Consider the following 22,146-nt stretch of genomic DNA (forward strand, 5'->3'; position numbering starts at 1 on the left):
GAACGCCAGCGCACTCTATTCCCTGGCCGGCTGTTTATTTTTATTGGCCTGGAATAACCTGCAACGCCGGACGTCTTCCTAGTCCCAGCGTAGTGACTAGCCAGAATCCCATGCACGAACTCGACGAACAGTTACGTGAACTCATCCCCAGGCTGCGGCGTTTTGCCGTGTCCCTGACGCGTAACAGCAGCAGCGCCGACGACCTGGTGCAGGCCAGCCTCGAACGCGCGATCATCAGTTGGGCCGACAAACGCCTCGAAGGCGACTTGCGCGCCTGGCTGTTCTCGATTCTCTACCGGCAGTTTCTCGACGCCCACCGGCGTTCCCGGCGGTACACGCGCATGTTGGAATTCTTCACCGGCCGCGATGACTCGCAGCCGTCGGTCGAGCGCACCGTCATCGCGCAATCGACCCTGCAAGCCTTCGACAAATTGAACACCGAACAGCGCGCCCTGCTGCTGTGGGTCTCGGTGGAAGGCTTGAGCTACAAAGAAGTCGCCGACATCCTTGAGGTGCCCGTGGGCACCGTGATGTCTCGCCTGTCGCGCGCGCGCCAGGCCCTGCGCCAGCTCAGCGACGGCGAAATCACCACCCCTGCCCTGCGGATACTCAAATGATCAGCCTGCCCCCCAGCGAACGCGATTTGCATGCCTACGTCGACCACCAGTTGCTGGACGCCGACCGCCGCCAGCTCGAAACCTGGCTGGCGGCCCATCCGGACGTCGCCGCCCAGGTGCACGCCTGGCAACAGGACGCGCAGCACCTGCGGGCGTCCCTGAGCGGCGCACTGCAACAGCCGGCCAACCCCGAGCTGGACCCGGCCCTGATTCGCCAGCGGGTCAAACGCCAGTCACGCCGTCACCTCGCGACCGCTGCGGTGCTGTTGATCGCCGTCAGTGTCGGCGGCCTCGGCGGCTGGCAGGCCCGGCAAGCCACATTCGCCGAGAACGTGCTGCCCATGAGCGACGCCATGCAGGCCTACCGCCTGTTTGCCCAGGACGGCATTCTGCCCGCCGACTACCACGTGCAAAGCGATGGCGACATGCAAGGCTGGCTCGACCGTTACTTTAACCAGGCCTATCGCCTGCCGGACCTGAGCCAGGCCGGGTTCAAGGCCGTCAGCGGGCGCTTGCTCAGCACCGAGCAAGGCGCGGCGGCCATGGTGCTGTATGAAGACCCCCAAGGACGGCGCATCAGCTTCTACATCCGCCCGCCGGGCCCGGAAAACAAATTCCTGCCCCGGGGCAGCCGCAGTGCCAACGGGCTGCAGGCCGAATACTGGTCGGGGGCGGGCTACAACTATGCGATGGTCAGCCCGCAAGACGCCTCGACCACGCAGATGCTCAAGCAAACGATTCGGTTCTAGAAGCCCACATCCAGCACCACGTTGTCGATGTAGGTGCCGGCCGGCGGTGTGGCCTGGTTGGTGTAGATCGCCGCGTTGAAGTTGAACACCTGGCTGCCGGTGCCCAGGCCATTTCCGGGGTTCACCTCAGCCGTGGAGCTGGCGCGCCGGGCGGTGGTCACGCTGCCCCAGCGGGTGGTGGTGGCGCTTTTGAAGATGTCGTAATTCAGGAAGTTGCTCCCGGAGATCATCCGCCGCTGCCCACCCACACTGACCGGGTTCTGGCCGTCGCTGATGCCCACGGTGTAGGCCGTGCCTTTGGTGCAGGCAATGCTGGCTTGCCCGGTCACGGGGGTAAAACCACTGATCACCGGGGCGCTGCCAAAGGCGATATTCGGTGCATTGATGGTGCAGTCGTTAGCCACCGTGACGCTGACGGTCAAGGTCGTGGTGCCGCTGTTGATGTCCCGCCCCAAACAAATGCCGCCGATACCAATACCCGAGCAATAATTCCAGTTCCAGAAAATACTCAAGGTCTCGCTGTAGGTGCCCGCCGCCACGTTACTGCCGATAGTCGTACTCAGGTAGAGCGGCAAGGTTTTTGTGCCGGGCCCGGCGATCAGCCCGGCGGTTTGCGCAATGCCGCCAGGGCCCCCAAAGTCGAATGCGGTGCCTCGGGTCATCGGAAAGCTGGCGGTGTTGTTGGCATAGACCGTATAGCTGATCACATCACCGGTAGGCCCCACCATGCCGCCTTGGGAGGAGCCGGTGATGGTGCCGTAAAAGTGGTCGTTGGAGGCCAACAACGAAATCAGTGCCGAGGTGCAGTTCAAGCCGCCTGACGCCGTCGAGCTGGTCTGGGGCGTGGTGCGCACGCTGATCGAACTGACCGCCGTGCCAAAGCTGGCGGGTGAAGTCGTGCCCACCGAACACGCGGCCATCGCCTGCGTCGAACACCCAAGACTGGCCAACACCAACAGTCCAACGCTCCATTCCCTGACCCGCACACCCACACTCCTTATGTCATTGGCAAACCAGTGGCCCGATCAGCGGTACCTGCTCCTCGTTGATATCCAGGTCGAACGTTGCCTGGCAGGTACGGCCCTCACCCACGGTGACCTGCAAGGTGTTGTGGGCCGCCAGGTTCTCCAGGTACACCAGGCCATCCCACCCCACCACCGCCCGCGCCCCGGTCTGCTCGTGGCGCACCTGGCTGCCCAGGGGCAGGTCCTGGTGCCGGGCATCTACCAGGGTGATGCTGGCCGCGATCACCCGGCGCACCGGGAACTCCAGCAAATAGCCACTGCCGCGACGCACCGCCACGCGCTGTTCGACATTGGGGGTCTGCACGTTGACCGGCAGGTTCAGCGGGTCGATTTCATATTTGGCACGGTAGTAAGCGCTGCTCCATGGCACCAGCAGGTGCCCGTTGCGATCGGTTTCGCCCACCCGCTGGTTTTCGTAGAGCACCGGCACGCCGGCATAACCGTCGGTGCTCACCACCACAAACGCGTCATTGACCCGGTTGGCGCTGAAGAATTGCTTGTCCATCCACACCAACGAGCCGCTGGCGTCCGCCCAGCGGGTCTCGGCGTCGCTGCTGCCGTACACGCCCGCCTGCAATTGCACTGACTGCATGCGCCAGGTCAGGTCGGCCTGGCGATACGCCGGCCCGTCGCCGCTGGCGTAACCCAGGTTGTAACCCACACCGCCTTCGGACGGCACCGCACGGCTGTAGTTGACCCGCTGGCGGCTCGCGCCGGCCTGGCTGCGTTCGTTGCTCAGGGCCAGGCTGCCGTACACGTCGAACGGGATCACCAGTTGCGCCTGCATCGCCCAATTGCTGTCACCGACCTCGCGGTTGGCCGACAGGTAGAAACTGGTGTTGCGCCACAACTGCTTGCTCCAGGTAAGGTTCAACAGCCGGGTACGCGAGTCGTCCGCCGCCTGCACGTCAAAATAGCCGGCACCGAGGCTGCCGAACTCGTTGAGGTTGAGGCTCAGGGTGACCTGTTCGCTGCGTTTGCTGAGGCTGGCGTACGGGGTGTCGACCAGGGTCAGGTCGGCGTACTGGTCCCGCCGTTCAACCCGCTGGTAAGACAGGCTGTAGCGCTGGTTGCTGTACTGATAACCCAGGCTCAGTTGCTGGCCGCTTTCGCCCTCAAACTGGCTTTGGCTGAGGGCGGTGTTGAGCACCCCGAAGTTGCCCAGCCGCACGTTGCCGCCCAGCCCGCCCAGGGTCAGGGAACCGGACGCCTCGGCATGGCTCTCCAGGGTGACGTAATCCGACATCCCATAACGAAAGGTACCGCTGGCCACCCCGGGCCCGTAGCCAAAATCCCGTATGGTGTAGTCCCGCCGCAAATTACCCGCCGCCACCGAAAAGTCCGACAGGCCTTTTTGCAGCAACGTGCTGGTGACATAGAACGGCACCGTGGTCGACACCTGCCGGCCCAAGGCATCGGTGGTGACCACCACCGCTTCGCCGGCACCGTTGATAAACGGCACGTTGGTCAGGGTGTAGGGGCCCGGCTGCAAGTCGGCGCTGCTGGATTTGTAGCCGTTGATAAACAGGTCCACCGAGGACGGCACGGCCGCCTCGCCGGCAAACTGTGGCAAGGGGTAGGTCACCAGGTCCGGGCGTATGCCGAAGTCCCGCGACACTTGCACCCCGCCCAGGCGCACCGAGCTGCTCCACGGCAAGGCGCCGCTGATCACATCGCCCGCCTCGTAGGTCAGCAGCCGTTCATCGTCGGAAAAGCGCCAGGTGGTGTCATAGCGCCGGTAGCCATTGTTCAGGGTGCTGCCGCTGGTCTGGCCACCAAAAGTAGTGCGGTACTGGCCGGTGTTGGACAAGGTGCCCCAGGTGTCGAACAGCCGCACTTCGTTGAAAATGCCCAGGTAGGTGCCGGCATCATCGGTGTCATTCAGGTAGGCGTCATAGTTGAGCAACGCGCCAAAACTGGTGAGCGCCTGGGTGCGTGGATAGTTATTGCGACTGCCAATAAACTGCTCCGGCAACCACGCCGGCGGCACCGTCAGCATCAAGCGCTGGCCCTGGCTGTCGTAATCGGTGTGCAGGCCGGGCACGTGGTCCAGGGCGACCTCGCTGGTGACTTCCGCCGGCAGCTTCATGCCCACGTCCCGCAAGGTAGCCGCCGGCACAAACAAGCCGCCGGCGCGCTGATCGACAGCGACCACCCGGCCTGTGTCCATCTGGTTGACCACCAGTTCCAGGAACAACTGTGCATCGGCAACAGCCTCCATACTGCTGGGGGGCGGCGGCAATGTCGCGGCCAGGCCAAGCGGCGCAAGCGCCAGGCCAGACAGGCCGCCCACCACCCACACAGATCGCCATCGACTACGAGCCCGATCATGGCTCACCAAGGCTTTGTGCCCATCAATGGACATCTCCATCCGTTAACATCAGGGGCTACTCCATGCCCGATTCCTTTGCTCTACCGTCCCGGGGCGAGGTTCTCCAGTTGCGTTGCACCATTGACCCGCACCTGCAACGGCTGATCGCCAGGTACCCCGTCCGGCACCGGCCAGCGCATGGTTGCGCCCGGCAGCACGTAGCCCAGCAGGCCGTCCACCAGCGGCCGGGTTTGCCCGCCCTGCTTGAACGCCACATCCGTCAGCCGCGCATGCACGGCGCCCTGGTTGCGCATCTCCACATAGTTGCGCCCGCCCACCGTGACTTTCTTCCAGCTCAGGTCGGGCTTGCCCGCGCCCTTGGGGTCGCGCTGGCGGGTGGCGTCTTCCTTGCTCCACAGGCCTGCGCCGTAGGCAAACAACGGCACCGAATAACGCATCTGAAAGCGGATGGCCGCGGCCGTCTTGCCGTCGGCAGCGGGGGTTTCAGGGGTGGCGGACGGGATTTCATCGATGATGATCCGATACGCCAACTCCTGGCCCGGTGGCACCTCCCGGGTACGGGTCAGGCGCACCAATTGCTTCTGCCCCGGTTCGATCTTCGCCACCGGCGGGCTGCCAATCACGTCACGCTGGTTCTGGTACTGCTCGTCAAACCCGCCCTGGCTCCAGGCAAACACCCGGATTTGCAGGTTGGCGGTCTCTGTACCGCGGTTCTCCAACCACAAGGCGCTGGCCTGTTGATCGGCCTCCAACACCGGGTCGATGGGCCAGATCAGCACCGAACTGGCGGCCTGGGCCTGCCCCGCAGCCATCGCCACCAAGCTGACAAAACCCGCGACCCAATACCGCCGGGAAGCTGCATCCATAAATTCCTCTCCTCATGCCAATCGCCTTACCAGGACAGCTGCACCTGCAGCACATCGCTGTATGTCCCCCCAGGCTGATTGCCCGGTAACACCACCCGGCCGTAAATCGGCAGGGTTATATTGTTAGCGTTGCTGTAGGCCACGCTGACGCTTTGGCTGATCCCCAGGCTCTGGCTCAGGGCCGCGTCTTGAAACAATTGATACGCCACTTGGGCACTGCCGCTATTGAGCTGCATGCGCCGACCGCTGACGTTGTGCAAACCGCCATCCACCGTCATGTTCAGGGTGACCCCCGGCGTGCATTGCAGGGTTACCCCGCCGCTCAGCGCCACCGACACCGTACTGGTGGACAACGACGAGTAGCTGCCGAACGCGAGGCTGCCGTAGTTCGAGCCACCACCCACCACCAGGCAGCCCGCGGCAATCGTCGCGCTGACCTGGATGTTCTGGCTGGTCACCGCCAGCAACGACAGCGGCATTCCCCAACCAACCATGACCGCCAGCGCCGCGCAGCAGACCCGCTTCATGGCACTAGAACGTCAGTTGCACGGACACCGTATCGGTGTAGGTCCCGGCCGGCAGTCCCGTCTTGCCCACGGCCTGGCCGTAGATATTCACGGTTTGCGCCACGCCCGTGCTCGCGCCCACGTTGATGGTTCCGTTGATGGCCAGGAGCGTCGAATGCCCGGTGTCGGTGTAGAAGTCGTAGGGCACATAGTTGGCCACGCCGTCGTACAGCGCGCGGGTGCCGCCGGTGGATTGGCCGTCATGGGACCCGGCACCCACCGTGATCACCGGCGAGGTGCCCGACGAACACTGGATCGACAAGGCGCCCCCGCCGCCGCCCAGCACCTGGCCCGACTGCGTGGTGAACTGGCTGTTGGTGGTACCGAAATTGATCGTACCGAAGTTCAAACCGGTGGTACCGCCCACGCCGTTGACCAGGCAACTGTTGGTCAGGATCAGCGTCGAGCTGATCTGCCCGGTGACCGTGGTGGCCGCCTGGGCGCCCGACACCCACACCAGCGCTATCAATGGAAAAACTGCTTTAGAGACACGTGCGTGCATGATGTCCATCCTCATGATTTACCAATCCAGAGTCACCGTCAGGGTGTCTGTGTAGATGCCGGCCGGTACGGCCCTGGTATTCGCCACCACCGAGCCGAATACCGGGATCGGTACCTGCGCGCCCTTGGTCACGACGAAATTGCGTTGCTGGCCGATGCTGTAGGTGCTCAGGCCCGCAGGATCGGCCGATAGCCGATACGGTATGGTTTGCCGGCCATTGCTCAGGCGCCGGGTGGTGCCGTCGCCATGGGCGCCGCCGTCGATGGTCACGGTGAAGCTGCTGACCACCGAAGGGTTGCAAGTCACCGCCAGCGCTGCCTTGTCGCCGTCACTGACGCTGGCACCCAGGCGGTTGTCCCAAGTGGGCCCGTGGCTGCCAAAATCCAGCAAGGCCGAGCCGCCGTCGGGGCTGACCGGCGCGCTGTCGGTGCCTTTGCTCACCTGGCAACTGGCGGTGATCACCAGCCGCGCGTGAATTTGCCCGGTGACCGCCGCCTGGGCATCTTCAGCCAGCAGCAACAAGCCGCCCAGCGCGATGCAGGCCAGGGCCCGGGCTACCATGTCACGGTCACTTTGAGCAGGTCGGAGTAGCGCCCGACCGCCGGAATATCCTTGAGGGGTTCGATGCGCCCGTAGAGCGGCAAGTCCACCGTGCCGGAATCAGGCACCCGGCCACTGACCGGCACGTCCACGGCCAAGGGGATGCGGCGCGCGGCATCGGCATAAATGCGATACGGAATGGGTTTGATCGACGGGGCGGCGGCGCCCAGGTAACGCACCTCGCCGACACCGCCATGCAGGCCGCCGTCGACGCGCATCTGATACGGGGTGTCCGGGTTGCACTCCAGCCGTGGCTGGCGCTGGCTGATCAAGGCAGCGCTCAAGGGGCCAGCCGGGTCATCCAGCCGCGGACCGCTGCCAAAATCCAGCACGCCGAGCTGCTCGATGCCGGCCTCACGCGCAGTGCCGACCAACTGGCAACCGCGCTGCACGTCGATACGCACTTCAACCTGAAGCTGAGCACCATAAACCGTGTTGCAGAGCATCGCGCTCATGATTGCCAAGACTGCTTGTCCTTTCACTGCCCCAAATCCTTGTACAGGGGTGACTGCTGTGTATGAGGTTAGTCACTCAAGGGGAATACGCCAGTCAGGTCATCCGTTTGGATCCATTCAGCCATGCCTTTTCCAGATAGCGGGCGGCGTGCTTCTGTATTGGTCAAACCACAACCGGCGCTCTAAAGTGAGCGACCCCCGACACACAGAGTGACTGACATTGGCTGCGTTACCGCCCCTGCTCAAACGATTGCTGGGTAAACCTGCGGCGCCCGACGCCGACCCCGGCATTGCGGCATTTTTCCGGGACAAGGCCCTTCAACAGGGCTACACCCTCAGCCCCAGCCAGTTGCAGGTCATCGAGAGCATGGCCGGGCAAACCGCCCACCTGTTGGCCGGGCGCCCTGTCCGCAGCCTTTACCTACACGGCGCGGTGGGCCGGGGTAAAAGCTGGTTGCTGGACGGGTTTTTCCACGCGCTGCCGATGACCGAAAAGCAGCGCGTGCACTTCCACGACTTTTTCGCCCGCCTGCACCGGGGCATGTTTGCCCATCGTCAGCAGCGCGATGCCCTGGCCGTCACCCTGGATGAGCTGCTCGAGGGCTGTCGCGTGCTGTGCTTCGACGAGTTTCACGTGCACGACATCGGCGACGCGATGCTGATCAGCCGCCTGTTCAAGGCCCTGTTCCGGCGCGGGGTGTGGGTGCTGGTGACGTCCAACTACCCGCCCGCCGGCCTGTTGCCGAACCCGTTGTACCACCAGCGCTTCAAGCCGGTGATCGAACTGATCAGTGCCCGCATGGACGTCATGGAGGTCAGTGCGCCCCAGGATTATCGCGGCCTGGCCCAGGCCAATAGTGAGCAGCGTTTCACCGCAGGCCAGTTCGTCTGGCCGGGTACCGCCGCGCAACGGGAAGCCCTGGCGCTGCCGTCAGCAGATCACGCGCCGATCAGCCTGACCGTCGGTGCCCGACAGTTGATAGCCCGCTGGCATGAAGGCCGCCACATCGCCTTCACCTTCAGCGACCTGTGCGAGCAACCGACCGCCGTCATGGACTATTTGCAGCTGTGCCGCGACTACGACCGCTGGATCATCGACGGCCTGCCGCACCTGGCGGACTGCCCGATTGCCGCCCAGCAACGCTTTATCAACCTGGTGGACGTGCTCTACGACCAGGACAAGCAACTGGTGCTGATCGGCGAACAGCCGCTGGAGCACGCCCTGAGTGGCCAGGCGATTGATTTGGCGCGCACCGCCAGCCGTCTGGGGCAGTTGCAGAAGATCGGCCCACAACCCGCTATCATGAGCGCCATTCACGCCCCTATTGCCGAGTGACGCGCTGTTCATGGATACCCTTGCCCAACTCAAGGCCGGCCAATTGGCCGGTATCAAACGCCTGGACCTGCGCTGCGGGCTGACCGAGTTCCCCCGGGAAATCTTCGACCTGGCCGACTCCCTGGAAATCCTCAACCTCACCGGCAATGCCCTCAGCAGCCTGCCGGATGACCTGCACCGCCTGCCCCATCTGCGGGTGCTGTTCTGCTCGGAAAACGCCTTTACCGAACTGCCGGAATGCCTGGGCCAGTGCGCACAGTTGAGCATGATCGGCTTCAAGTCGAACCAGATCAGCCGCGTACCGGCGGCCGCCTTGCCGCCCCTGCTGCGCTGGCTGATCCTCACCGACAACCGCATCAGCCAGTTGCCGAGCGAACTGGGTGAACGGCCATTGCTGCAAAAATTGATGCTGGCCGGCAACCACCTGGAGCATTTGCCGCCCAGCCTGGCCCAGTGCAAGAACCTCGAACTGATCCGCATCGCCTCCAACCGCCTGACCCGCCTGCCGGACTGGTTGCTGACCCTGCCGAGCCTGACCTGGCTGGCCTACGCCGGCAACCCGGTGGAAATGGCCGTGGAAGTGGCTCGCGATGACGCGACGCCGAACATTCCCTGGTCGCAGTTGGTGCTGGGCGAGGTGTTGGGCGAAGGCGCTTCAGGGATCATCCGCAAGGCGTCCTGGACCCCATCCAGCGGGCCGGCCAAGGCGGTCGCGGTCAAGCTGTATAAAGGCAGCATCACCAGCGACGGCTCGCCCCTGCACGAAATGCACGCCTGCATCGCCGCCGGGTTGCACGCCAACCTGATCAAGGTAGAAGGCCGGGTGGTCGACCATCCCGAAGGCCAGGCGGCCCTGGTGATGCAACTGATCGAGCCGAGCTACCGCAACCTCGCCGCCCTGCCGAGCCTGGCGTCGTGCACCCGTGACATCTACGAACCCACTACCCGCTTCAGTGCGGACGTGGCGCTGCGCTTGGCCCGGGGCATCGCCTCGGTGGCGGCGCACCTGCACGAGCAAGGCATCACCCATGGCGATCTGTATGGCCATAACATTCTGTGGAATGAAGCCGGGGAGTGTCTGCTGGGAGACTTTGGCGCCGCGTCGTTTCACGCCACGGTCGACAGCCTGGAAACCCGGGCGTTGCAGCGCATCGAAGTGCGGGCGTTCGGGGTGTTGCTGGGGGAATTGCTCGAAAGGATTGATACAGGCTTGAGCGAGGAGAAACGCGTGGCGCTGGAAGCCTTGCGGGATAACTGCTGCCAGCCGGACGTGCTTGCCCGGCCTGGGTTCGAGGAAATCACAAGCTTGTTGCAGTCTTCCAAACTCCGCTAAACCAAATGTGGGAGCGGGCTTGCTCGCGAATGCGGTGTGTCAGTCAATACATACTTGGCTGGTACACCGTATTCGCGAGCAAGCCCGCTCCCACATTTAGATCGGGTTCTCACATCAAATGAGCGTTAACCCGCCAACCCGACAAACATGTCCTGCACATCATCATGGTTGTCCAAACCTTCGAGGAAGGCTTCAACTTCGGCCATTTGCTCGTCGGTCAAACCGCTCACCGGGTTCTTCGCAATGTAGCCCAGCTTGGCCGACAACACGGTGAAGCCCTGCTCCGGCAAGGCTTTCTGCACGGCGTCCAGGTCGGTGGTCTCGGTGATGAACAGGGTCGTGCCCTCTTCTTCGCCTTCCTCGAAATCCTGGGCACCGGCTTCAATGGCGGCCATTTCCGGATCGGCGTCCGGGCTGTCCGGCGAGGCTTCGATCAGGCCCACGTGGTTGAAGTCCCAGGCCACGGAGCCGGAAGCGCCCAGTTGGCCCTTGCGGAATGCCACGCGGATTTCCGCCACGGTGCGGTTGATGTTGTCGGTCACGCATTCAACGATCAGCGGCACCTGGTGCGGGGCAAACCCTTCGTAGGTCACACGGTGGTATTGCACGGTCTCACCGAGCAGACCGGCGCCTTTCTTGATCGCGCGTTCCAGGGTTTCCTTGGGCATCGAGGCCTTTTTGGCCTGCTCCACCACCAGGCGCAAATGTGCGTTGGTGGCGGTGTCGGCACCGTTGCGGGCAGCAATGGTGATCTCTTTCACCAGCTTGCCGAAGATCTTGCCCTTGGCATTGGATGCCGCTTCTTTATGTTTGACTTTCCACTGTGCGCCCATGACTCACTCTCTTCTATCCATCGCGCCGAGACGTCTACTGGCCGGCGCTTTGGGGGCAGAGTTTATAGCGCTGAAACACTCTAATCCACCAAAAAACCGGCCATGCCCCTCAGGTGCGCAAGGGATTGATGGCGCGCTCACGGTCCGGCACAAAGTCGCCGACCTGCGCCAACACGGCGGGCCTGGCGTTCCAGTAGGGCATCAACACCAGCGAGGAAAACAGCGCGGCGCCGGCAAACACGATAAATACCGTGACGGTGTCGAAGTAGCCCGGCAGCAGGCCGCCAAGCACCGCTCCCACCGAGCCGCAACCGTTGACGAACCCCGCCGCGGTGGCGCCGGCCTTGGCGGTGCCGAAGTCGATGGCGGCGGTGCTGCTGATCATCGAGTCTGGCCCGTACAGGGTCAGGCCCATCACAAACAGCAGCGCCATCACCATCATCACGCTGCCGGTGTGCAAGGCGCCCATGAACAGTGCCAGGGCCACGGTCAGCGCCAGCAGGCTGAGGACACAGGCCGGCATGCGCCGGGCGCCGAACAGTTTGTCGGAGGCCATGCCGATCATGATCGGCCCCAGCAACCCCGCCAACTCGAACGCCGTCGGCACAATCGCCGCACCCACCTTACCCACCGACGGCATCTGCTCATACACAATCACCGGCCCCCACAACAGGATCGCGTAGCGCGCCGGTTTCAACAGAAAGTACGCCAGGCCCAGGGTCAATACGGTGCGGTTGCGCAAAATGGCCCGCAGCGGTTCCAGCACGCTGGCGTTCTTCTCGGCGGCCGTCTGTTCCGGTTCCGGCTCCACCGCCGGCAACCCCACGTCCTGTGGCGTGTTGCGCTGGAAGATGAAGAACAGCACCGCCACCACGAAGACCACGGCCGCACTGGAGATAAACGCCGCATGCCAGGTGCCGATCAGCGTATACGCCCACCATCCGGCAAACGGCGACGCCACCAGGCCACCAAAGGCGTAGCACGAACTCCACAAGCCCAGTACCCGCCCTCGCTGCTGCGCCGGGAAGAAGCTGCCGAGGTTCTTGCACAGCCCCGACCAGCCGGTGGACTGGGCCAGGCCCTGGATCAGCATGCAGGTGACAAAGATCGGCAAGGTGGCGAATGTCCCCATCACCAGCGCGGCGGCGGCTGAAATCAGCAACCCGCCGAGCACCACGACACGCGGCCCGAAACGGTCGGCAAGCATGCCCCAGGTGAACTGGCCGACGGCGTAGGCCGCGAGGTAGAGGCCGTCCAGGTTGGCCATCATCATCTTGTCCAGCGGGAAACTCGGGTCGTCGACGATCCCCAGTTTGGCCACCGAAAAAGCTTTGCGGGTGAAATAGAAGGCCGCGTACGCCAGCCAGGTGATGGCGAAAATCTGCACGCGCCAACGCTTGATGTGACTCAAGGGAGTATTCATGGTGGTTCTGACCTCGGGTGTGAGTGTGCCGGCAGAATGAAAAGCAAACGCCTGTATTTTTATTGTTGAGCACTGCAGTACCGGCGCCGGGAGGGGCGCGGTACTGGTCAGATGAGTCCTGCGGGTAAGTACGCAAAAGACCCATGGCCGCCGAAGTTGTAGGACTCAACCTACGGCGACTGAGGGCTATCAAAGCAATGGCTGACTAATAGGTAAAATCGATTTATCGTATTTCAAATATAAGCTGAGCTTGTAAGAGGATTCGCGATGTCGGTGTCCCACGCCCAACTCAAAGCCTTCCACGCGGTGGCCGTACACGGCAGTTTTACCCTCGCCGCCGAACGCTTGTTCCTCACGCAACCGGCTATTTCCGACCAGGTGCGCAAGCTGGAAGAGCGCTTCGGCGTGCTGCTGTTCCATCGCAACAAACGCTCGGTGCGGTTGACCGACCTGGGGGAACGCCTGTTGAGCATCACCCAGCGTTTGTTTGCCGTCGCGGCCGAAGCCGAAGAGCTGTTGCAGGACTCCCGGGCCTTGCAGACCGGCACCCTGACCCTGGCGGTGGATGCGCCCGTGCATGTGCTGCCGCAGATTGCGCGTTTCTGCCAGTTGTACCCGGGCATCCGTGTGAAGATCGAAACCGGCAACACCGACGAATCACTGTTTCGCCTGTACCACTACCAGGCCGACCTGGCGCTGCTGGGGCGCGATGTGGATGACGAGCGGCTGCTGTCATTGCCGTTGCCCGACGATCAATTGCTCGCGTTTGTTTCTCGCAACCATCCGTGGGCCGGTCGCGAGTCGATCTGCCTGGCGGACCTGGACGACACGCCGTTGGTATTGCGGGAAATCGGCTCCGTCACCCGTCAGACCCTTGAGCAGGAAATGCACCAGGCCGGGCTACGGATTCGCCCGGCCATTCAGGTAGAAGGCCGGGAAGCGGCGCGGGAGGCGGTGGTGGTGGGGATTGGCGTGGGGGTGGTGTCGGCTGCGGAGTTTGGGGCAGATTCGCGGGTGTATGCGATGCCGATCCGTGACTGTACGCAGCGGATGAAGGAGACACTGGTGTGCTTGAAGGAACAGAGTTCGCGGCGGGTGGTGGCGACGTTTCTGGAGATTGTGCGGGAAAGTTTGCGGTGAATTTGAGGGCCTCTTCGCGAGCAAGCCCGCTCCCACATTCGACCGCATTCCATAGGTAGAACCCGGTCAACTGTGGGAGTGGGCGTGCTCCCACATTCGACCGCATTCCATAGGTAGAACTCGGTCAACTGTGGGAGCGGGCTTGCTCGCGAAAGGGCCACCTCGGTCTTCAGCCAACATCCACTTAAGGTGCCAACTCGAAAAACGCCTGAATCAACCGCAACTCCCGCCGCCGCGCCATGCACCCGATCATATGCCGGTTCACCAGCCCGTCCCCCTGGATCGGAATCGCATGCACCCGTGGATCGCGGCTGACCTCCATCGAAGACACCACGCCCACCCCCAATTCAGCCGCCACCGCTTCCGTCACCGCCTCACGGCTGTCCAGTTCCAGCAACACCTTGGGCTTCACGCCCGCCTGGACGCAGGCATCATCAAAGGTACGCCGGGTGATCGAACTGGGCTCACGCAGCACCATGATCACCTGATCCAACTGCTCCAGCCGAATGCCCTCAGGCTGCGCCAACCACGGATGTCCGGCCGGCACCAACGCGCAAATCCGTGATTCGATCAACGGTTGCAGGCACAGCCCCTTATGGGGCTCCAGCTCCGTCAACACCGCCACGTCGGCCCGCTCGGACAGCAGCGCGGCGAGGGTTTCCTGGGCGTTGCCCAGGCGCAGATTGACGGTAATCCCCGGGTACCGTTCCCGCAGGCGAGCCAGCATCGGCATGACCATGTGCGGCCCGTCCGCCGCCACTTCCAGGCGCCCGGTGAGCAGTTGCCGGTTGGCCTCCAGCAAGGTCTGCGCCTCTTCCACCAGGCCGAAGATCGCCCGGGTGATGGCCGCCAGCCTGGTGCCCTCCTCGGTCAACGCCACCTGCCGCGCGGTACGTCGGAACAGCGCAATCTGGTAGTGCTCCTCCAGCGCCTTGATATGCCCGGTCACCGCCGGCTGGCTGATGAACAGCCGCTCGGCCGCCCGGGTAAAACTGCCCTCCCGGGCCACGGCATCAAACGCACGCAACTGAAACAGGTTCATAGCTATCGGCCTCACTGATAGCTCGCATAACAACAAACAATTTGATTGATGGCAAGCCAAACTGCAATTTAGGCCCCGTACATTCATCCCATTGTTTTGCGAGGACACAAGAATGAGCACTGCCGCGCCGATCCTGCTGACCCCCGGGCCCTTGACCACTTCGGCCCGCACCCGCCAGGCCATGATGGTCGACTGGGGTTCATGGGATGACCGCTTCAATCAACTGACCGCCAGCCTGTGCGAGCAACTGCTGGCGATCGTCAACGGCACCGACAGCCACCATTGCGTGCCGTTGCAAGGCAGCGGCACCTTCGCGGTAGAAGCGGCCATCGGCACCCTGGTGCCACGGGACGGCAAGGTGCTGGTGCTGATCAACGGCGCCTACGGCAAGCGCCTGGCGAAGATCTGCGAAGTGCTCGGCCGCCCGTTCAGCACCTTTGAAACCGCTGAAGACGAACCCACCACCGCCGCCGACGTCGACCGCCTGTTGCAGGCCGACAAGGGCATCACCCACGTCGCACTGATCCATTGCGAAACCAGCACCGGGATTCTCAACCCGCTGCCCGACATCGCCCAGGTCATCGCCCGCCACGGCAAGCGCCTGATCATCGACGCCATGAGCTCCTTCGGCGCGCTGCCGATCGACGCCCGTGAAGTGCCGTTCGACGCGCTGATCGCCGCCTCCGGCAAATGCCTGGAAGGCGTACCGGGGATGGGGTTTGTGTTCGCTGAAAAGCAGGCGCTGGCGGCTGCCCAAGGCAACAGTCACTCCCTGGCGATGGACCTGTTCGACCAGCACAGCTACATGGCCAAGACCGGCCAATGGCGCTTCACCCCGCCGACCCACGTAGTCGCCGCGCTGCACGAAGCCCTGCTGCAATACCACGAAGAAGGCGGCCTGCCCGCCCGCCACCAGCGCTACGCCGACAACTGCCAGGCGCTGCTGGACGGCATGGCCGAACTGGGCCTGCGCAGCTTCCTGCCCGCCGCGATCCAGGCGCCGATCATCGTCACCTTCCACGCGCCGAAAGACCCGCGCTACCAGTTCAAGGAATTCTACGAGCGGGTCAAGGCCAAGGGTTTCATCCTCTATCCCGGCAAATTGACTCAGGTGGAAACCTTCCGCGTGGGCTGCATCGGCCATGTACACCGGGCCGACATGCAAGCCGCTGTCGCGGCGGTGGCCGAGGTGCTGCAAGAAATGAACGTACTCGACATCTGAGACTGAACTGCCCCCTGTAGGAGCGAGCTTGCTCGCGAAAAACCTGAGGGCGCCGCGTTCATCCAGCCTGCCAGCGTCATCGTTAACGACCTTTGCGAGCAAGCTCGCTCCTACATGAAGCCCCTTTAAACAGGATCTGAACCATGAACTACGCAAACCCAACCCAACTGCAAGCCGCGATCCTCGACTGGGCCGGCACTGTGGTCGATTTCGGCTCGTTCGCGCCGACGCAGATTTTTGTCGAGGCCTTCGCCGAGTTCGACGTGCAGGTCTCCATTGAAGAAGCCCGCGGCCCGATGGGCATGGGCAAGTGGGACCACATCCGCACCCTGTGCGACCAGCCGCAGGTGGCCGAGCGTTACCGCAAGGCCTTTGGCCGCACGCCCACCGATGAAGACGTGACCGCCATCTACCAGCGCTTCATGCCGCTGCAGATCGAAAAAATCGCCGAACACTCGGCCCTGATCCCCGGCGCCCTGGAAACCATCGCCAACCTGCGCCAGCAAGGGATCAAGATCGGCTCCTGCTCCGGCTACCCCAAGCAGGTGATGGATAAGGTGGTCGAACTGGCCGCCACCAACGGCTATGTCGCCGACCATGTGGTGGCTACCGACGAAGTGCCCAACGGCCGCCCATGGCCGGCCCAGGCCCTGGCCAACGTGATCGCCCTGGGCATTGATGATGTGGCGGCCTGCGTGAAGATCGACGACACCGTGCCGGGTATCCTCGAAGGCCGCCGCGCCGGGATGTGGACCGTGGCGCTGACCTGTTCGGGCAACGCCCTGGGCCTGACCTACGAACAGTTCCGCGCGCTTGACGCCGGCACACTCGCCAGCGAACGCACGCGCATCGAAGCGATGTTCGAAGGCTCGCGCCCGCACTATATGATCGACACCATTACCGACCTGCCGGCGGTGATTGCCGACATCAACCAGCGCCTGGCACGGGGTGAAATGCCCCAAGGCAACTGATTGGGATCAAAAGATCGCGTCTACACCCTCCTCTCACGGGCAAACCTCGTAAAACAGGCTTACATTGAAAGGACTCCGTCGCGAAAGAACGGAGGTTTGCCCTGATGAGTGAGGAAGAAAGCGATGCCCTGGAAAAATTCCGATACGCGTTACAGCACCATGTCGATTGCGCTGCACTGGCTGATGGTGGTGCTGCTGGCGGTGGTCTACGCCTGCATTGAGTTGCGCGGGCAGTTTCCCAAAGGCAGTGGCGCACGCACGTTGATCGTGGAAATGCACTTTATGTTCGGCCTGACCGTGTTTGTGCTGGTGTGGCTACGGTTGTTCGCCCGCAGCCTGGGCGTGGCGCCGAAGATCGTACCGGCCCCGCCGCAATGGCAAACCCTCCTCGCCACCCTGATGCACATGGCGCTGTACGCCTTGATGATCGGCATGCCCATCGCCGGCTGGCTGATCGTCAGTGCCGAGGGGCATTCGGTGATGTTCTACGGCATCGAGTTGCCGCCGTTGATTGCGGAAAACAAGGCCTTGGCCAAAGAGATTGAAAGCTGGCATGTGCTGTTCGGCAAGATCGGTTACTGGTTGATCGGGCTGCATGCGTTGGCGGCGATCGTTCACCATTACATCCTGCGCGACAACACGGCGCTGCGAATGATGCCGGGGCGCGAGCGAAATCATGGGTGACGCTCACTGTAGGAGTGAGCTTGCTCGCGAAAAACGAATAGGCGACACGGGCAACCTGATAGCGCTGCGTGATCGTTGACGTTTTTCGCGAGCAAGCCCGCTCCCACATTAACCGGGTGCAACAGGGAAACCCCGGCGACCTTGCAAGCCGCCGGTGTGGACGAAGATCAGGCGGGTGCCGGGAGCGAAGTACCCCGCTTCAATCCGCTGCTTCAACGCCAACAACGCCTTGCCGGTGTACAGCGGCTCCAGCGGCAACTCACAGGCGTGCTCCGTGGCGTCGATAAATTCCAGCAACTCTGGATCCACCTTGGCGAAGCCGCCCCGGCTGGCGTCCAGCCATTCATAACCCGCCTGCACCAGCGCCTGTACCTGCTGAGCCACCCCGTGGTCATCGGGCACCGCCAGCGCGCCATACACCGGATGCGCGCCCGCCTCCGCCAGCACCAATCCCGCCAACGTCGTACCGGTGCCCGCCGCCAGCCACCAACCGTGATAGTCCGCCCAGCCCAGGCCGTTTAATTGCGCCCGCGCCTGGTTCACCAAAACGCCGCAACCCAACGCACCGGCCAAGCCACCACCGCCTTCGGGCACCGGATGCAGGTGCGGATACTGCGCGCGCCACGGCAGCCAGAAACCCGGCTCATTGCGCGCGCGATAGCCGCCATACCCCAGCCAATGCAGCTGCATGCCGAAGGCTTTCAGGTCGAGAACCGTGGGCGTGTCTTGAGGATGGCCACGCAGCAGGCCAACGGTCGGAAAGCCGAAGCGTTTCCCGGCCGCCGCCAGTGCATGCAGGTGATTGGAGTAGGCCCCGCCCAGGCTGATGATGCCGCTGGCACCCGCCGCCCGGCCTTGGGCCAGGTGCTCGGTGAGCTTGAACCACTTATTGCCGCTGATCAGCGGGTCGATACGGTCCAGGCGCAACACAGCCACCTCCACCGAACCCATCCAATCCAGCTTCAGGGGTTCAAGGGGCGCGTGGGGAAGCCAGTCGAAAGGACCCATGAGGGCGGTTCTGCACAAGAAAAGGGGCGGTAGTCTACCACCGCCCCTTTTGCGTGTTTACAGCTCGGCCGCCAGGCGCGAACCCTGGTTGATGGCGCGCTTGGCATCCAGTTCGGCCGCCACGTCGGCACCGCCGATCAGGTGCACGTTCTGCTTGGCCGCGACCAGGCCGTCGTGCAGTTCCCGCAGCGGGTCCTGGCCGGCGCAGATGACGATGTTGTCCACCGCCAGCACCTTCGGTTCACCCTCGGCGCCGAGGCGGATGTGCAGGCCTTCATCGTCGATCTTCAGGTACTCGACGCTGTTGAGCATTTGCACCTGCTTGTTCTTCAAGCCCGTGCGGTGGATCCAGCCGGTGGTCTTGCCCAGGCCATCGCCGACCTTGGAAGCCTTGCGCTGCAACAGGAACACTTCACGCGCCGGGGCATGACGCTCGGGCTTGATCCCGGCCACACCGCCGCGGGCTTCCAGGTGGGTGTCGATGCCCCACTCTTTCCAGAACGCGTCGCGGTCCAGGCTGGTGGACACGCCCTGGTGCACGAGGAATTCCGACACGTCAAAACCGATACCGCCGGCACCGATGACCGCCACCCGATGGCCCACCGGCTTGCGCTCCAGGATCACGTCCAGGTAGCTCAGCACCTTGGCATTTTCCACGCCCGGGATCGCCGGCGTGCGCGGCGCGATGCCGGTGGCCAGGATGATCTCGTCGTAACCGCCTGCCACCAGATGCTCAACGTCGACCCGGGTGTTCAGGCACAGCTCGACATGGGTGGTCTGCAACTTGCGCTTGAAGTAGCGCAGGGTTTCGAAAAATTCTTCCTTGCCCGGCACGCGCTTGGCAATGTTGAACTGGCCACCGATCTCGCTGGCCGAATCGAACAGGGTCACCTGGTGCCCACGCTCGGCGGCAACGGTGGCAGCGGCCAGGCCTGCAGGGCCGGCACCGACCACGGCGATTTTCTTGATCTGCTTGACCGGCAGGTAGTTGAGCTCGGTCTCGTAGCACGCACGGGGGTTGACCAGGCAGGTGGTCAGCTTGCCGCCGAAGGTGTGGTCCAGGCACGCCTGGTTGCAGCCGATGCAGGTGTTGATTTCATCAGCGCGACCTTCAGCAGCCTTGTTGACGAAGTCCGGGTCGGCCAGGAACGGGCGAGCCATCGAGACCATGTCGGCATCGCCTTCGGCCAGGATCTGCTCGGCGATTTCCGGGGTGTTGATGCGGTTGGTGGTGATCAGCGGGATCTGCACCGCACCGCGCAACTTGGCCGTGACCTTGCTGAATGCACCGCGTGGAACCTTGGTGGCGATGGTCGGAATGCGCGCTTCGTGCCAGCCGATGCCGGTGTTGATGAGGGTCGCACCCGCCTGCTCGATGGCCTTGGCCAACTGCACGATCTCTTCCCAGGTGCTGCCGCCTTCCACCAGGTCGAGCATCGACAGGCGGAAGATGATGATGAAATTCGGGCCTACGGCTTCACGCACCCGGCGCACGATTTCCACCGGCAGGCGCATACGGTTTTCGTAGCTGCCACCCCAGCGGTCGGTGCGGTGGTTGGTGTGGGCGGCGAGGAACTGGTTAATGAAATAACCTTCGGAGCCCATGATTTCCACGCCGTCGTACTCGGCGACCTGGGCCAGCAGCGAGCAGGTGACAAAATCATTGATCTGTTTTTCGATGCCGTCTTCGTCCAGCTCTTTGGGCTTGAACGGGTTGATCGGCGCCTGGATCGCGCTCGGCGCCACCTGCTTCGGGCTGTAGGCATAACGCCCGGCGTGGAGAATCTGCATGCAGATCTTGCCGCCCGCCTCGTGCACCGCCTGGGTCACGATCTTGTGCTTTTGCGCCTCTTCGTCGGTGGTCAGCTTGGCTGCACCGGCATACACCCCGCCTTCATCGTTCGGGCCAATGCCGCCGGTGACCATCAGGCCCACGCCGCCACGGGCGCGCTCGGCGAAATAGGCCGCCATGCGCTCGAAGCCGCCGGGTTTCTCTTCCAGGCCGGTGTGCATCGAGCCCATCAGGGTGCGGTTACGCAGGGTGGTAAAACCCAGGTCCAACGGGGCCAGCAGGTGCGGGTAGGCAGCAGCGGTCATGGTACAGCTCCACAACGGATCATCACGGGACGTGGAGCGCTCGAATGGCACTCCATCGGTTTATGTCCCACAGACTAAGAGCCTGCCGGTTACCGCTCAATGACTGTAAGTGACAAGTTATTGATCCAAATGCGCAGCACCCCCTTGGCAATCGTGTACATGGGCCCTACCCTAGGCATCGAACCCTGCACCCGGTCCGTTGTCTGTTTCCCATGCGTAAACTTCTAGCTTTCACCCTCATCATGGCTCTGGTTGCCGCCGTTTCCGCCTATCTGGTCTGGACCCAGGAGCGCCCCGTGGGCCATTACCTGTCCGACCTGCGAATCAACCTCGCAGTCGACCAGGGCGTGCCCGCCGACCGCGGCAACCTGCTGGGCATCCAGCCGGAACTGTTCCCCGCCGACTACCAGAGCGTGGAACGCCTGCACCTGAAACTCGCGGCCTATCTGCAAAAGGCCCGGGACCAGGGCCTGATCAACGACAAGACCATCGTGGTGCTGCCGGAACATATCGGCACCTGGCTGATGGTCAGCGGCGAAAAGAACGAGCTGTATCAAGCCACCAATCTCAAGGAGGCGATGAACTGGTTGTCGGCGAGCAACCCGTTGCTGTTCCTGCGGGCGTTGATCAGCGCCAAGGGCAATGACCGCCTCGACGACGCCTACCTGCGCATGAAGGCCCCGGCCATGGCCCGCGACTATCAGGTGCTGTTCGGCGGCCTGGCCAAGGAGTTCGGCGTGACCCTGGTGGCCGGCTCCATTGCCCTGCCCAACCCGAGCATCAGCCAGGGCCAACTGCAGATCGGCCATGGCGCGCTGTACAACACCAGCGTGGTCTTCGACCGCGATGGCTTGCCGGTGGGCCAGCCGCAACGCCAGCTGTACCCGATTTTCGACGAGCGCGGCTTTATCGAACCCGGCGACGAAAACACCGTCAGCGTGGTCGACACCCCGGCCGGGCGCCTGGGCATCCTGATCGGCAGCGACAGCTGGTACCCCGACAACTACCGCAAGCTCAATGAGCAAGGCGCGCAGTTGGTGGCGGTGCCGGCCTTCGTGATTGGCCGCGAGACCTGGGACAAGCCGTGGCGCGGCTTCAAAAGCGTGTCGACGCCACCGGAGATCAGCCTCAAGCCCGAAGAACTCAGCGAAGGCGAAGCCTGGCACCGCCTGACCCTGATCAGCCAACAACCCATCAGCCAGGCGACTGCCGGCATGAGCGTGTTCCTGCGCGGGCAGTTCTTTGACATGAGCGGCGCCGGGCAAAGCTTCCTCAGCAGCAACGGCCAGGTGTTCGCCGACGGCAATGCCCGTGGCGCCCGTCTGCTGAACGTGTGGCTGTAAGA

The 22,146-nt window shown here is 63.3% G+C and carries 21 protein-coding genes; 9 read left to right on the forward strand and 12 right to left on the reverse strand.

The annotated features are described in order from the left end of the window. The first annotated feature begins 110 nt into the window (after positions 1-110). Both HX855_RS24485 and HX855_RS24490 read left to right on the forward strand, forming a co-directional pair. Entirely contained in the window at positions 111-617 is a 507-nt protein-coding gene (locus HX855_RS24485; RefSeq protein WP_177089138.1) for an RNA polymerase sigma factor, read from the forward strand. Then, on the forward strand, positions 614-1,366 hold the full coding sequence (locus HX855_RS24490) for an anti-sigma factor (protein WP_177089137.1): 753 nt from the start codon (positions 614-616) through the stop codon (positions 1,364-1,366). Before HX855_RS24485 ends, HX855_RS24490 begins: the two co-directional genes overlap by 4 nt. Here HX855_RS24490 and HX855_RS24495 read toward each other — a convergent pair. From HX855_RS24495 to HX855_RS24525, 7 genes are read right to left on the reverse strand one after another with little or no spacing between them, the layout of a single operon-like run. After that, a complete protein-coding gene (locus HX855_RS24495) occupies positions 1,363-2,352 on the reverse strand; it encodes a spore coat U domain-containing protein (protein ID WP_177089136.1) in 990 nt (329 codons plus the stop codon). The two genes, HX855_RS24490 and HX855_RS24495, sit on opposite strands and share 4 nt — an antisense overlap. A 16-nt stretch (positions 2,353-2,368) precedes the next feature. After that, a complete protein-coding gene (locus HX855_RS24500; RefSeq protein ID WP_177089135.1) occupies positions 2,369-4,762 on the reverse strand; it encodes a fimbria/pilus outer membrane usher protein in 2,394 nt (797 codons plus the stop codon). 41 nt (positions 4,763-4,803) lie between these two features. Next, entirely contained in the window at positions 4,804-5,589 is a 786-nt protein-coding gene (locus HX855_RS24505) for a molecular chaperone (protein ID WP_177089134.1), read from the reverse strand. 26 nt (positions 5,590-5,615) lie between these two features. After that, positions 5,616-6,116 (reverse strand): spore coat U domain-containing protein, encoded by a 501-nt coding sequence (locus HX855_RS24510; protein WP_177089133.1) that lies wholly within the window; start codon positions 6,114-6,116, stop codon positions 5,616-5,618. 4 nt (positions 6,117-6,120) lie between these two features. After that, positions 6,121-6,657 (reverse strand): spore coat protein U domain-containing protein, encoded by a 537-nt coding sequence (locus HX855_RS24515; RefSeq protein WP_177089132.1) that lies wholly within the window; start codon positions 6,655-6,657, stop codon positions 6,121-6,123. Positions 6,658-6,675: 18 nt separating this feature from the next. Further along, on the reverse strand, positions 6,676-7,218 hold the full coding sequence (locus tag HX855_RS24520; RefSeq protein WP_177089131.1) for a spore coat protein U domain-containing protein: 543 nt from the start codon (positions 7,216-7,218) through the stop codon (positions 6,676-6,678). Continuing rightward, positions 7,212-7,703, reverse strand: a complete 492-nt coding sequence (locus HX855_RS24525) for a spore coat U domain-containing protein (RefSeq protein WP_177089149.1) — start codon at positions 7,701-7,703, stop codon at positions 7,212-7,214. The genes HX855_RS24520 and HX855_RS24525 overlap by 7 nt, the downstream gene beginning before the upstream one ends. A 229-nt stretch (positions 7,704-7,932) precedes the next feature. Here HX855_RS24525 and zapE point away from each other — a divergent pair, with 229 nt between their 5' ends. Beyond that, positions 7,933-9,048, forward strand: coding sequence for a cell division protein ZapE (gene zapE / locus HX855_RS24530; protein ID WP_177089130.1), 1,116 nt, complete (start codon positions 7,933-7,935; stop codon positions 9,046-9,048). Positions 9,049-9,058: 10 nt separating this feature from the next. Beyond that, positions 9,059-10,381 carry a leucine-rich repeat-containing protein kinase family protein gene (locus HX855_RS24535; RefSeq protein ID WP_177089129.1) on the forward strand — a complete coding sequence of 441 codons (1,323 nt, stop codon included), beginning with the start codon at positions 9,059-9,061 and terminating at the stop codon, positions 10,379-10,381. A 125-nt stretch (positions 10,382-10,506) separates the two neighbouring features. Here HX855_RS24535 and HX855_RS24540 read toward each other — a convergent pair whose 3' ends face one another. Together HX855_RS24540 and HX855_RS24545 are read right to left on the reverse strand one after the other, a co-directional pair. Continuing rightward, a complete protein-coding gene (locus tag HX855_RS24540) occupies positions 10,507-11,214 on the reverse strand; it encodes a YebC/PmpR family DNA-binding transcriptional regulator (RefSeq protein ID WP_177089128.1) in 708 nt (235 codons plus the stop codon). A 109-nt stretch (positions 11,215-11,323) separates the two neighbouring features. Next, positions 11,324-12,637, reverse strand: coding sequence for an MFS transporter (locus tag HX855_RS24545; protein WP_177089127.1), 1,314 nt, complete (start codon positions 12,635-12,637; stop codon positions 11,324-11,326). Between the two features lie 267 nt (positions 12,638-12,904). On the opposite strand from HX855_RS24545, the gene HX855_RS24550 reads away from it, so the two are divergent. Continuing rightward, positions 12,905-13,777: a LysR substrate-binding domain-containing protein gene (locus HX855_RS24550; RefSeq protein WP_177089126.1), complete on the forward strand. Its 873-nt coding sequence runs from the start codon at positions 12,905-12,907 to the stop codon at positions 13,775-13,777. 184 nt (positions 13,778-13,961) lie between these two features. On the opposite strand, the gene HX855_RS24555 is transcribed toward HX855_RS24550, so the two are convergent. Continuing rightward, entirely contained in the window at positions 13,962-14,819 is an 858-nt protein-coding gene (locus HX855_RS24555; RefSeq protein ID WP_177089125.1) for a LysR substrate-binding domain-containing protein, read from the reverse strand. A 112-nt stretch (positions 14,820-14,931) separates the two neighbouring features. On the opposite strand from HX855_RS24555, the gene HX855_RS24560 reads away from it, so the two are divergent. The 3 genes from HX855_RS24560 (at position 14,932) to HX855_RS24570 (ending at position 17,696) form a co-directional block, all read left to right on the forward strand. Next, on the forward strand, positions 14,932-16,041 hold the full coding sequence (locus HX855_RS24560; protein WP_177089124.1) for a 2-aminoethylphosphonate--pyruvate transaminase: 1,110 nt from the start codon (positions 14,932-14,934) through the stop codon (positions 16,039-16,041). 143 nt (positions 16,042-16,184) lie between these two features. Beyond that, positions 16,185-17,012 carry a phosphonoacetaldehyde hydrolase gene (gene phnX / locus HX855_RS24565; RefSeq protein ID WP_177089123.1) on the forward strand — a complete coding sequence of 276 codons (828 nt, stop codon included), beginning with the start codon at positions 16,185-16,187 and terminating at the stop codon, positions 17,010-17,012. 123 nt (positions 17,013-17,135) lie between these two features. Beyond that, the gene (locus HX855_RS24570) at positions 17,136-17,696 is read left to right on the forward strand and encodes a cytochrome b (RefSeq protein ID WP_177089122.1); all 561 of its coding nucleotides are present in this window, start codon (positions 17,136-17,138) and stop codon (positions 17,694-17,696) included. A 108-nt stretch (positions 17,697-17,804) separates the two neighbouring features. Here HX855_RS24570 and HX855_RS24575 read toward each other — a convergent pair whose 3' ends face one another. Beyond that, positions 17,805-18,704, reverse strand: a complete 900-nt coding sequence (locus tag HX855_RS24575; RefSeq protein ID WP_177089121.1) for a 1-aminocyclopropane-1-carboxylate deaminase/D-cysteine desulfhydrase — start codon at positions 18,702-18,704, stop codon at positions 17,805-17,807. A 57-nt stretch (positions 18,705-18,761) separates the two neighbouring features. Further along, positions 18,762-20,801, reverse strand: a complete 2,040-nt coding sequence (locus tag HX855_RS24580; RefSeq protein ID WP_177089120.1) for an NADPH-dependent 2,4-dienoyl-CoA reductase — start codon at positions 20,799-20,801, stop codon at positions 18,762-18,764. Between the two features lie 212 nt (positions 20,802-21,013). On the opposite strand from HX855_RS24580, the gene HX855_RS24585 reads away from it, so the two are divergent. After that, positions 21,014-22,144 carry a carbon-nitrogen hydrolase family protein gene (locus HX855_RS24585; protein ID WP_177089119.1) on the forward strand — a complete coding sequence of 377 codons (1,131 nt, stop codon included), beginning with the start codon at positions 21,014-21,016 and terminating at the stop codon, positions 22,142-22,144. Positions 22,145-22,146 lie beyond the last annotated feature (2 nt).

The organism is Pseudomonas sp. IPO3778, from assembly GCF_013386825.1.
Classification (GTDB): domain Bacteria; phylum Pseudomonadota; class Gammaproteobacteria; order Pseudomonadales; family Pseudomonadaceae; genus Aquipseudomonas.

What these genes read in the sequence shown, in the direction of transcription:
- HX855_RS24570 (WP_177089122.1), top strand. Translation starts at nt 17,136, where the DNA reads ATGCCCTGGAAAAATTCCGATACGCGTTACAGCACCATGTCGATTGCG.
- HX855_RS24500 (WP_177089135.1), bottom strand. Translation starts at nt 4,762, where the DNA reads ATGGAGATGTCCATTGATGGGCACAAAGCCTTGGTGAGCCATGATCGG.
- HX855_RS24585 (WP_177089119.1), top strand. Translation starts at nt 21,014, where the DNA reads ATGCGTAAACTTCTAGCTTTCACCCTCATCATGGCTCTGGTTGCCGCC.
- HX855_RS24550 (WP_177089126.1), top strand. Translation starts at nt 12,905, where the DNA reads ATGTCGGTGTCCCACGCCCAACTCAAAGCCTTCCACGCGGTGGCCGTA.
- HX855_RS24575 (WP_177089121.1), bottom strand. Translation starts at nt 18,704, where the DNA reads ATGGGTCCTTTCGACTGGCTTCCCCACGCGCCCCTTGAACCCCTGAAG.
- HX855_RS24520 (WP_177089131.1), bottom strand. Translation starts at nt 7,218, where the DNA reads ATGGTAGCCCGGGCCCTGGCCTGCATCGCGCTGGGCGGCTTGTTGCTG.
- HX855_RS24505 (WP_177089134.1), bottom strand. Translation starts at nt 5,589, where the DNA reads ATGGATGCAGCTTCCCGGCGGTATTGGGTCGCGGGTTTTGTCAGCTTG.
- HX855_RS24515 (WP_177089132.1), bottom strand. Translation starts at nt 6,657, where the DNA reads ATGCACGCACGTGTCTCTAAAGCAGTTTTTCCATTGATAGCGCTGGTG.
- HX855_RS24485 (WP_177089138.1), top strand. Translation starts at nt 111, where the DNA reads ATGCACGAACTCGACGAACAGTTACGTGAACTCATCCCCAGGCTGCGG.
- HX855_RS24510 (WP_177089133.1), bottom strand. Translation starts at nt 6,116, where the DNA reads ATGAAGCGGGTCTGCTGCGCGGCGCTGGCGGTCATGGTTGGTTGGGGA.
- HX855_RS24555 (WP_177089125.1), bottom strand. Translation starts at nt 14,819, where the DNA reads ATGAACCTGTTTCAGTTGCGTGCGTTTGATGCCGTGGCCCGGGAGGGC.
- phnX (WP_177089123.1), top strand. Translation starts at nt 16,185, where the DNA reads ATGAACTACGCAAACCCAACCCAACTGCAAGCCGCGATCCTCGACTGG.
- HX855_RS24545 (WP_177089127.1), bottom strand. Translation starts at nt 12,637, where the DNA reads ATGAATACTCCCTTGAGTCACATCAAGCGTTGGCGCGTGCAGATTTTC.
- HX855_RS24490 (WP_177089137.1), top strand. Translation starts at nt 614, where the DNA reads ATGATCAGCCTGCCCCCCAGCGAACGCGATTTGCATGCCTACGTCGAC.
- HX855_RS24580 (WP_177089120.1), bottom strand. Translation starts at nt 20,801, where the DNA reads ATGACCGCTGCTGCCTACCCGCACCTGCTGGCCCCGTTGGACCTGGGT.
- HX855_RS24540 (WP_177089128.1), bottom strand. Translation starts at nt 11,214, where the DNA reads ATGGGCGCACAGTGGAAAGTCAAACATAAAGAAGCGGCATCCAATGCC.
- HX855_RS24535 (WP_177089129.1), top strand. Translation starts at nt 9,059, where the DNA reads ATGGATACCCTTGCCCAACTCAAGGCCGGCCAATTGGCCGGTATCAAA.
- HX855_RS24560 (WP_177089124.1), top strand. Translation starts at nt 14,932, where the DNA reads ATGAGCACTGCCGCGCCGATCCTGCTGACCCCCGGGCCCTTGACCACT.
- HX855_RS24525 (WP_177089149.1), bottom strand. Translation starts at nt 7,703, where the DNA reads ATGCTCTGCAACACGGTTTATGGTGCTCAGCTTCAGGTTGAAGTGCGT.